This window comes from Streptomyces boncukensis, assembly GCF_011045075.1.
In the GTDB taxonomy this organism is placed as follows: Bacteria; Actinomycetota; Actinomycetes; order Streptomycetales; family Streptomycetaceae; genus Streptomyces; species Streptomyces boncukensis.
In genome coordinates, this window is record NZ_JAAKZZ010000285.1 from 1 (window position 1) to 9,578 (window position 9,578).

At 74.0% G+C, this 9,578-nt stretch carries 10 protein-coding genes; 6 read left to right on the forward strand and 4 right to left on the reverse strand.

What is annotated here, in order from left to right; all coding sequences use genetic code 11:
* Positions 1-39: 39 nt before the first annotated feature.
* On the reverse strand, positions 40-912 hold the full coding sequence (locus tag G5C65_RS23610; RefSeq protein ID WP_165300922.1) for an SCO6745 family protein: 873 nt from the start codon (positions 910-912) through the stop codon (positions 40-42).
* A 123-nt stretch (positions 913-1,035) separates the two neighbouring features.
* Positions 1,036-1,830 (reverse strand): enoyl-CoA hydratase/isomerase family protein, encoded by a 795-nt coding sequence (locus tag G5C65_RS23615; RefSeq protein ID WP_165300923.1) that lies wholly within the window; start codon positions 1,828-1,830, stop codon positions 1,036-1,038.
* Positions 1,831-2,045: 215 nt separating this feature from the next.
* On the opposite strand from G5C65_RS23615, the gene G5C65_RS23620 reads away from it, so the two are divergent.
* Complete coding sequence (locus G5C65_RS23620; RefSeq protein ID WP_165300924.1) at positions 2,046-2,609, forward strand: ATP-binding protein; 564 nt, start codon at positions 2,046-2,048, stop codon at positions 2,607-2,609.
* On the opposite strand, the gene idi is transcribed toward G5C65_RS23620, so the two are convergent.
* Positions 2,542-3,102 (reverse strand): isopentenyl-diphosphate Delta-isomerase, encoded by a 561-nt coding sequence (idi, locus tag G5C65_RS23625; protein ID WP_165300925.1) that lies wholly within the window; start codon positions 3,100-3,102, stop codon positions 2,542-2,544. The two genes, G5C65_RS23620 and idi, sit on opposite strands and share 68 nt — an antisense overlap.
* Positions 3,103-3,252: 150 nt before the next feature.
* Positions 3,253-4,254, reverse strand: a complete 1,002-nt coding sequence (galE, locus tag G5C65_RS23630; protein ID WP_165300926.1) for a UDP-glucose 4-epimerase GalE — start codon at positions 4,252-4,254, stop codon at positions 3,253-3,255.
* A 246-nt stretch (positions 4,255-4,500) separates the two neighbouring features.
* Between galE and G5C65_RS23635 the strand changes: the two genes are divergently transcribed.
* The 5 genes from G5C65_RS23635 to G5C65_RS23655 all read left to right on the forward strand — a co-directional run.
* Entirely contained in the window at positions 4,501-6,384 is a 1,884-nt protein-coding gene (locus G5C65_RS23635) for a DUF5941 domain-containing protein (RefSeq protein WP_165300930.1), read from the forward strand.
* Positions 6,381-7,133 carry a phosphocholine cytidylyltransferase family protein gene (locus G5C65_RS23640; RefSeq protein WP_165300927.1) on the forward strand — a complete coding sequence of 251 codons (753 nt, stop codon included), beginning with the start codon at positions 6,381-6,383 and terminating at the stop codon, positions 7,131-7,133. Before G5C65_RS23635 ends, G5C65_RS23640 begins: the two co-directional genes overlap by 4 nt.
* Positions 7,121-8,182 (forward strand): iron-containing alcohol dehydrogenase family protein, encoded by a 1,062-nt coding sequence (locus tag G5C65_RS23645; RefSeq protein WP_165300928.1) that lies wholly within the window; start codon positions 7,121-7,123, stop codon positions 8,180-8,182. The genes G5C65_RS23640 and G5C65_RS23645 overlap by 13 nt, the downstream gene beginning before the upstream one ends.
* Entirely contained in the window at positions 8,160-8,939 is a 780-nt protein-coding gene (locus G5C65_RS23650; protein WP_165300929.1) for a CDP-alcohol phosphatidyltransferase family protein, read from the forward strand. The genes G5C65_RS23645 and G5C65_RS23650 overlap by 23 nt, the downstream gene beginning before the upstream one ends.
* Positions 8,940-8,995: 56 nt before the next feature.
* On the forward strand, positions 8,996-9,578 hold a 583-nt coding region (locus G5C65_RS23655; protein ID WP_165300931.1), incomplete at its 3' end, for a glycosyltransferase family 2 protein.

Sequence of the window (9,578 nt, forward strand, 5' to 3'; positions counted from 1 at the left end):
GTGCGGGGCGGTGCGCCGCTCGGGGCGGGGCGCGGGGCCTCAGCGCGTGCCGATCAGCCCTTCCGGGAACCCGCCCGCGGCGACGGCGGCACCGGTGAGCTCCCCGCCCAGCTCGGTGAGGCGCGCGACGCCCTCGGCGCCCAGGTGCTCGTACGGCGCCCGGTCCAGCCGGTCGGTCTCCTGCTCCAGCTCGCGGCGCAGCTCCCGGCCGCGCTCGGTGAGCTCGCCGTCCGCGTCCAGCAGCCCGCGCCCGGCGAGCCGCTCCTGGGCCGCCGACCAGTCCTGCTCGTTGTAGCCCCGGGTGCGCAGCGCCCACCCGGGGGCGATGCCGTGGCCGCTGGCAGTGTGGCTCACCTGGGCCTCCAGCGGGTCGAGTTCGGCGCTCTGCAGCACCGCGATGTGCGCGTCGCCCCGGTGCTCGCGCAGCAGCGTGACCGCGTGCCACAGGGCGAGGTGCGGCGCTTCCGTGACGGGCGGCACGGGCAGGTCGGCGTTGGCAGCGAACAGCGGACGCCCCGGGCGGGTGCACGCCTCGCTCGCGCGCAGCGCCAGCCGCGCGGCCTCGGCCATCCGGGAGGAGCCGACGGCCTCGTCGCCCAGCAGGTCGCGCAGCGTCGCGTCCACGGCGCGCAGCCGGGCCGCGAGCACCGTGTCGGGGGACGCGGCGTCCCACACCTCGGGCACGAAGCGGGCGACGGCGGCGTGGCTGAACGTATAGAACGCCGCGGTCACGGTGCCCGCGCCGACGGCGCCCAGCGGAGCGGCCCGCACGGCGAGGTACGCCGGGAGCCAGTCGTCGATGCCGTAGGGGGCCAGCTCTCTCCCCAGAGCCGGCGAGAAGTAGACGGTGGAGTGCAGGGGCTGGATCGCGTGGTGGCAGCGCCGCCCGGCGCGCTCGGGGAGTGACGTCATGCCCGTACGCTACCGAGCCGTAAGGGACGGTCAGAAGGGGAGTCGAAGCAGAAGTTCCGGTACGGCGGCAAGACCGGGATGACGCCGTTCAGCCGCGCTGACGCGGCCAGTTGACGAAAGGCCCTAGGCGCGGGCCCAGCGCGGTGGGCGGCGTTCCAGGAACGCCGCGACTCCCTCGGCCGTCTCGCCGCTCGCTGCGGCCGCTCGGCGCCAGCGCTCGGCGCTCTGCGGGGTGCCGCGGCCGTCGGCGGCCTCCTTGGCCGCCGCCTGGGTCAGCCCGGAGCGCGACGTGAGGGTCCGCGCGAACTCGGCCACCCGCCGCTCCAGCCCGTCGTCCGGGTGCACCTCGTCGGCCAGCCCGGAGCGCAGCGCGCGGGCCGCGTCGATCAGCTCGGCCGAAAAGAGCAGGTACTTCGCGGTGGCCGGGCCGACCAGCCGTACCAGCCGCTCGGTGGAGGTCACGGGGTAGACGATGCCCAGCTTCGCCGGGGTGATGCCGAACAGCGCATCCTCGGAGGCGAACCGCAGGTCGCAGGCCACGGCCAGCTGGCAGCCGCCGCCGACGCAGTGCCCGCGCACGGCGGCCAGCGTCGGCTTGGGGAACGCGGCCAGCGCCTCCTCGGCCGCTACCGCCAGCGTCTGCTGCTCCTCGGCCGGAGCCGCGCCGCCCCCGGGGCCCGGCGCGTGCGCGGGGGCGCGCAGCGCGGCGATGTCGGCCCCGGCGCTGAAGGTGCCCTCGGCGCCGGTGAGCACGAGGACGCGGACGGTGTCGTCCTCGGCCAGCCCGGTCAGCAGGTCGGCGAGCCGCCGCCACATCGCGGGCGTCATCGCGTTGCGCTTCGCCGGGCGGTGCAGGGTGACGGTGGCGACGCCGTCGGCCGTGGCGACGCGCACCGCGGACTCGGGGGAGGGCTCCATGGCCGGGATCGTATCCGCTCGATCGGACCGGGAGGCCCCGGCATGAACTGTCAGAGAGCTGACTGGCGCGTAAGTTCTCTGTCAAATGCCATCGATAAGTGCCGACTTGCAGTCAGCGGACCGGACCAGCCCCGCGGAGTACCAACACTCGATGCAAGTGCATCTGCAAGAACGCTGTGCACGTGCGTGGCAATCGAGGAGAGCGGGGTGCGGAGATGGAGAGCCGCGGTGTGCAGGAGCGGGCCGAGCGCGTGGAGGCCGTCGCCGAACGGCCGGTGCGCGCGGAGCGCGCCGAGCGCCTGCCGCACGAGGGCCCCTGGAGGTTCGCCGCCCCGGCGCAGGACGCGTCGGTCCCGCAGCTGCGGCACGCCGTGCGGGACCTGCTCGCACGGCAGTCGGCCCCGGTCCCCGAGGAGGTGCGGGAGAGCCTGCTGCTGATCCTCTCCGAGCTGGTCACCAACTCCGTGCGGCACGCGGCGCTGCTCACGCCCCAGATCGGCGTCGAGGTCTCGCTCGGCGGCGGCTGGCTGCGGGTGTCCGTGGAGGACAGCCACCCCTACCGTCCCAAGGCGCTCGCCGCCGTGCCCGACGACGAGACCACAGGCGGGCGCGGCCTGCTCCTGGTCAAGGCGCTCACCGGGGAGGCGGGCGGGGTGTGCGACGTGGAGCAGACCGGCGCGGGCGGCAAGGTGATCTGGGCCGCGCTGCCGCTCACCAGCCAGCCGAGTCCCCCGTCACCGCACGGATCGCGGGACGCGCGGCGTCCAGCACCGTCATGAACCAGGCCGAGAACGTGTCCTGCGCGTGCCGCTTCTCCAGCTCCTCCGGCGTGGCGAACACCGTCTCGGCGATCTCCTCCGGATCCGGCCGCAGCTCGTCCCGCACCAGCCCCGCGAACAGGTGGTTGAACTCCTGCTCGACCAGGCCGGAGACCGGGTCCGGGTGGTTGTAGCGCACGGTGCCCGCCTCGCGCATCGAGAACGGCGACACCCCCAGCTCCTCGCCGACCCGCCGGGCCGCGGCGGCGAAGGGCGGCTCACCGGGGTACGGGTGGCCGCAGCAGGTGTTGGACCACACCCCGGGCGAGTGGTACTTCTCCAGGGCCCGCTGCTGGAGGAGCAGCCGGCCGGTGTCGTCGAACAGGAAGACGGAGAACGCCCGGTGCAGGCGGCCCGGTGGCATATGAGCCGAGAGCTTCTCCGCGGTACCGATCGTCGTTCCGCTCTCGTCGACCAGTTCGAGCATGATCGGGGCCGCCGGGCTGTTCGCCATGTTCATCCTTCTTGTGGGCGCTTGTGAACCAGCGTGATCCAGTGTGCCGCAATCCGCTTCCCGGCCGGACAAGGCGGGGACCCGGGGCCCGGAGGGCGATGGGATCCGGCCAGCCGTGCCTGGTGCGGGACGCGGCCGGCGACGCCGTCCTCAGCGCGCCTCGGGGTGCAGCCGGAGCCAGCCCGCCCACGCGGAGGAGACCATCTCCCGCACCCCGTGCCGGGGCTTCCAGCCCAGCTCCGCGCGGATGCGGTCGGCACTCGCCACCACCCGGGCCGGGTCGCCGGGGCGGCGCGGCGCCACCCGCGCGGCGGGTTCGGCCCGGCCGCTGACCTCCGCGACGAGATCGGCCATCTCCCGTACGGAGACGCCCGTGCCGGTGCCGATGTTCACCGTCAGGTCACCGCCTCCGGCCCCGCCGCTGCCGCCGGCCGGGCCGCCGTCCAGGCCGCGGGCCGCGGCGACATGGGCCTCGGCCAGGTCCTGGACGTGGATGTAGTCGCGCACGCAGGTGCCGTCCGGCGTCGGGTAGTCGTCGCCGAAGATCCGGGGCGGTTCGCCGCGCGTCAGCGCGTCGAAGAACATCGGGATCACATTGCTCACACCGGTGTCGGCCAGCTCCTCAGCGGCGGCCCCCGCGACGTTGAAGTACCGCAGACAGGCCGTCCGGATGCCGTGCGCCCGACCGGTGGCCCGCACCAGCCACTCGCCCGCGAGCTTCGTCTCGCCGTACGGGTTCATGGGCACGGTCGGCGTGTCCTCCGTCACCAGGTCCACGTCCGGCATGCCGTACACGGCGGCGGAGGAGGAGAACACGAAGCGCCTCACGTCCGCGTCCGCGACCGCCCGCAGCAGCTCCGTGAGCCCGTACACGTTCTCCCGGTAGTACCACAGCGGCTGTTCGACGGACTCGGCCACCTGCTTGCGTGCCGCGAGGTGGATCACGCCGCTGACGCCGTGCTCCGCGAGCGTACGCGCGACCAGCGGCCGGTCCAGCACCGAGCCGCGCACCAGCGGGACGTCCGGGGGCAGCCGCTCCGGGGCGCCCGCGGACAGGTCGTCCAGCGCCACCGCCCGCGCCCCCGCCGCCGTCAGCGCCCGTACCACGTGCGCGCCGATGTAGCCGGCGCCGCCTGTGATCAACCACGTCATGGGGGAACCCTATCCGGCCCGTGCGGCTCCGGTTGTGACGGACGGCCATGATCCACCATGCTGTCCCCGGCATGCAGTGTCGCGGCCGCAACCCGGCGCCGGTGAACGCTCGGTGAAGCCTCGCCTCCGCGATCCGATACTCTCTGCCGACGTGCTGCGCGCCCCCCGAACGGGCGATGGCGTGCCCTGCCCGCTGCCCGGCTGTCCCCCGGCACGGGTGTGCCAGCTTCAAGGAGTGAGTTCGTTCTGTCGACCGCCATTCTCACCGGTCCGCCGGTCGCCGGGTCGCCGCTGGAGGACGACCTGCGGTCGCTGGGGTTCGACGTGCGCGTGGCCGAGGGCGCGGCCGGGCTGACGGCCCAGCTCGACCGGGTACCGGCGCAGGAGCGCGTCGCACTGGTCGACCCGCGTTTCGTGGGCCACGCCCATGCGCTCCGCCTCGCGCTGCGGGACCCCCGCTTCGACGCGGGCGCGGTCCCCGGAGCGGTGGGGGTGGCCCCGGCCGCGCGCGGGGCGCTGCGCCGGGCCCTCGCCCCGCTGGAGTCCGCGGCCGCCGCGCCGGCGGCCGCCTCCGCGCCCGGCGCGGAGGCGCGGGACGGCGCGTCCGCGGGCGGCGCCGCGGACCCCCGCCCCCTCCCGGACGCCGTCGCGGCCGCCCTCGACGCGGGGGACGTCCCGGTGCACCGCCCCGAGCTGGGCGTCCTGGTCGCCGCCGTCCCGGACGGCGACGCCGCGCGGCGGCGGGCGCGGGAGGACACCGGCGCCGTCGACGACGAGGCCGTGCGGCTGCGCTCCGCCGTCAAGTCCCGGGACGGGTTCTTCACCACCTTCTGCGTCAGCCCCTACTCGCGCTACCTCGCCCGCTGGTGCGCCCGCCGCGGGCTGACCCCGAACCAGGTGACCACCGCCTCCCTGGTGGTCGCGCTGATCGCGGCCGCGGCGGCCGCGACCGGGGAGCGTGCCGGATTCGCCGCGGCGGGCGTGCTGCTCGTCGCCTCCTTCGTGCTGGACGCGACGGACGGCCAGCTCGCCCGCTACGACCTGCAGTACTCCAAGCTCGGCGCCTGGCTGGACGCCACCTTCGACCGGGCCAAGGAGTACGCGTACTACGCGGGCCTCGCGCTGGGCGCGGCGCGCGGCGGCGACGACGTATGGGCCCTCGCGCTCGCCGCCATGATCCTGATGACCGCGCGGCACACCGTCGACTTCGCCTTCAACGAGGCCCAGGCCGGGGAGGCGGCGGCCGGCGGCGGCAGCCCCACCGCGGCCCTCTCCGGCCGGCTCGACAGCGTGGGCTGGACGGTCTGGGCGCGCCGGATGATCGTGCTGCCGATCGGCGAGCGCTGGGCGCTGATCGCGGTGCTCACCGCCGTGACCACCCCCCGGATCACCTTGGTCGTCCTGCTGATCGCCGGCGCCTTCGCCGCCTGCTACACCACGGCCGGCCGGGTGCTGCGCTCGCTGACCCGCGCACCGGGCCGCACCGACCGCGCCGCGCACGCGCTCGCCGCGCTGGCGGACAGCGGGCCCCTGGCGCAGGGGTGCGCCCGCGTGCTGCGGGGCGTGCGCCTGCCGCGCTTCGGGGCGCCCGCCGTGGCCGTCGTGGGGACGGGCCTCCTCCTCGGCGCGGCGGACGGGGCCCCGCTCGGCAGCGTCTGGCCAGTCCTGGCGGCCGTGTGCTACGTCCTGTGCTCCGGTCTGGCCCTCGCGCGCCCCCCCAAGGGGGCGCTCGACTGGCTGCTCCCGCCCCTCTTCCGTATCGCGGAATACGCCACCATTCTGGTCCTTGCCGCCCGCTCCGAGGTGAACGGCGCTTTGCCGGCGGCTTTCGGGCTGGTGGCGGCGGTCGCCTACCATCACTACGACACGGTGTACCGCATCCGCGGTGGCACCGGAGCGCCCCCGCAGTGGCTGGTGCGGGCGATCGGCGGACACGAGGGACGGACTCTGCTGGTCACGATTGCCGCCGCCCTCTGGCTGGGCGGCGCGGATCAGGACAGCCAAGGCTTCAGCTCTGCGCTGACCGCGCTCGCCGTGGTCATCGCGGCCGTGGTGCTCGTCGAGAGCATCCGTTTCTGGGTGTCCTCGCAAGCACCCGCCGTACACGACGAAACAGGAGAACCCGCATGATCGGCCTCGTGCTGGCAGCCGGCGCCGGACGGCGTCTGCGCCCCTACACCGACACCCTGCCCAAGGCCCTGGTGCCCGTCGGCCCGGAGGGCGACGAGGAGAGCACGACCGTCCTCGACATCGCCCTCGGCAACTTCGCCAAGATCGGGCTGACCGAGGTCGCGGTCATCGTCGGGTACCGCAAGGAGGCCGTGTACGAGCGCAAGGCGGCGCTGGAGAAGAAGTACGGTCTCACCCTCACCCTCATCGACAACGACAAGGCCGAGGAGTGGAACAACGCCTACTCCCTGTGGTGCGGCCGGGACGCCGTGCGGCACGGCGTCATCCTCGCCAACGGCGACACCGTGCACCCGGTCTCCGTGGAGGAGTCCCTGCTCGCGGCGCGCGGTGACGGCAAGAAGATCATCCTCGCCCTGGACACGGTCAAGGAGCTGGACGAGGAGGAGATGAAGGTCGTCGCCGACCCCGGCAAGGGCGTCCAGAAGATCACCAAGCTGATGGACCCGGCCGAGGCCACCGGCGAGTACATCGGCGTCACCCTCATCGAGGCCGAGGCCGCCGGTGAGCTGGCGGACGCGCTGAAGGCCACCTTCGAGCGCGACCCGCAGCTCTACTACGAGGACGGCTACCAGGAGCTGGTCAACCGCGGCTTCAGGGTGGATGTCGCCCCCATCGGCGACGTCAAGTGGGTCGAGATCGACAACCACGACGACCTCGCCAAGGGCCGGGAGATCGCATGCCAGTACTGACCCGTCTCATTCCGTCCCCCGTCGTCGTCGACATCCGGCGCGGCGCCCTGGACGGCCTGGCGGGCCTGCTGGCGGACCAGCGCATCTCGGCCAACGGCAAGCTCGCCTTCGCCATCTCCGGCGGCAGCGGCGCCGCGCTGCGCCGGCGCTTCGCGCCGGAGCTGCCCAACGCCTCCTGGTACGAGGTCGGCGGCGGCACCCTGGACGACGCGATCAAGCTCGCCGACGCCATGAAGTCCGGACGCTACGACGCGGTCGTCGGCCTCGGCGGCGGCAAGATCATCGACTGTGCGAAGTACGCCGCTGCGCGGATCGGCCTGCCGCTGGTCGCCGTCGCGACGAACCTCTCGCACGACGGCCTGTGCTCGCCCGTCGCCACCCTCGACAACGACGCGGGCCGCGGCTCGTACGGCGTGCCGAACCCGATCGCCGTCGTCATCGACCTCGACGTCATCCGCGAGGCCCCGGAGCGCTATATCCGCTCCGGCATCGGGGACGCCATCTCCAACATCTCGGCCGTCAAGGACTGGGAGCTGGGTCACCAGGTGTGCGGCGAGGCCATCGACGGGCTGGCCGCCGCCATGGCCCGGCAGGCGGGCGAGGCGGTGCTGCGCCACCCCGGCGACGTCGGCGACGACGGGTTCCTCCAGGTGCTGGCCGAGGGCCTGGTGCTGACCGGCATCTCGATGTCCGTGGCGGGCGACAGCCGCCCGGCCTCCGGCGCCTGCCACGAGATCAACCACGCCTTCGACCTGCTCTACCCCAAGCGCGCGGCACCGCACGGCGAGCAGTGCGGCCTGGGCGCCGCGTTCGCCACCTTCCTGCGCGGGGACAAGGACACCGCGCGGCTGATGGTGGAGGTGCTGCGCCGCCACCAGCAGCCGGTGCTGCCCCAGGACATCGGCTTCGACGCCGACGAGTTCGTCGGGGTCGTCGCGTACGCCCCGCAGACCCGCCCCGGGCGGTACACCATCCTCGAACACCTCGACCTGTCCACCGACCAGATCAGGGACGCGTACGCGGACTATGCACAAGCCATCGGTAGCTGAGCTGCGGCCGGTCGTGCACCCCGCAGGGGTGAAGGACCGGCGCAGCGGGGAGCACTGGGCCGGACGGCTGTATATGCGCGAGCTCTCGCTGCGCATCGACCGGCACCTGGTGAACACCCGGGTCACGCCCAACCAGCTCACGTACGTGATGACCGTCGCGGGCGCGCTCGCCGGGCCGGCCCTGCTGGTGCCCGGCATCCCCGGCGCCGTGCTCGGGGTGCTGATGGTCCAGCTCTATCTGCTGCTCGACTGCGTCGACGGCGAGGTGGCCCGCTGGAAGCAGCAGTACTCGATGAGCGGGGTGTACCTGGACCGCGTCGGCGCCTATCTGTGCGACGCCGCGGTGCTGGTCGGCTTCGGGCTGCGGGCCGCCGATCTGTGGGGCGACGGGCGGATCGACTGGCTGTGGGCCTTCCTGGGCACCCTGGCCGCGCTCGGCGCCATCCTGATCAAGGCGGAGTCCGACCTCGTCGGCGTCGCGCGGCACCAGAGCGGGCTGCCGCCGGTCAAGGAGGAGGCGGCCGAGCCGCGCTCGTCCGGCCTGGCCGTGGCGCGCCGGGCCGCAGCGGCGCTCAAGTTCCACCGGCTGGTCCTCGGGGTCGAGGCGTCCCTGCTCATCCTGGTGCTGGCGGTGGTGGACGCGGCGCGGGACGACCTCTTCTTCTCCCGTCTGGGCGTCGCCGTGCTGGCGGGCATCGCGGTGCTGCAGACCCTGCTGCACCTGGTGTCCATCCTGGCTTCGAGCAGGCTCAAGTGACGGGGGGAGTGACGGGGGAGAGGTCCGCCGTCAGGCTGGGCGCCGTCGTGCTCACGATGGGTAACCGCCCCGAGGAGCTGCGGGACCTGCTCGACTCGGTCGCCAAGCAGGACGGCGACCCGGTCCCGGTCGTGGTGGTGGGTAACGGAGCGCCGCTGCCCGCGTTGCCGGACGGTGTACGGACGGTGGAACTTCCGGAAAATCTCGGGATCCCCGGCGGCCGCAACGTCGGCATCGAGGCGTTCGGGCCCGCGGGCTCCGAGGTGGACGTCCTGCTCTTCCTGGACGACGACGGGCTGCTGCCGGACCCGGGCACCGCCGAGCTGGTGCGGCAGGCGTTCGCGGCCGATCCCGGGCTGGGCATCGTCGGCTTCCGGATCGCCGACCCGGACACCGGCCGCACCCAGCGCCGCCATGTGCCCCGGCTGCGGGCCTCCGATCCGATGCGCTCCTCGCGGGTCACCACCTTCCTGGGCGGCGCCAACGCCGTGCGTACCGAGGTCTTCGCCCAAGTCGGCGGCCTGCCGGACGAGTTCTTCTACGCACACGAGGAGACCGACCTCGCCTGGCGGGCCCTGGACGCGGGCTGGATGATCGACTACCGCGCGGACCTGGTGCTCCACCACCCCACCCACCCCC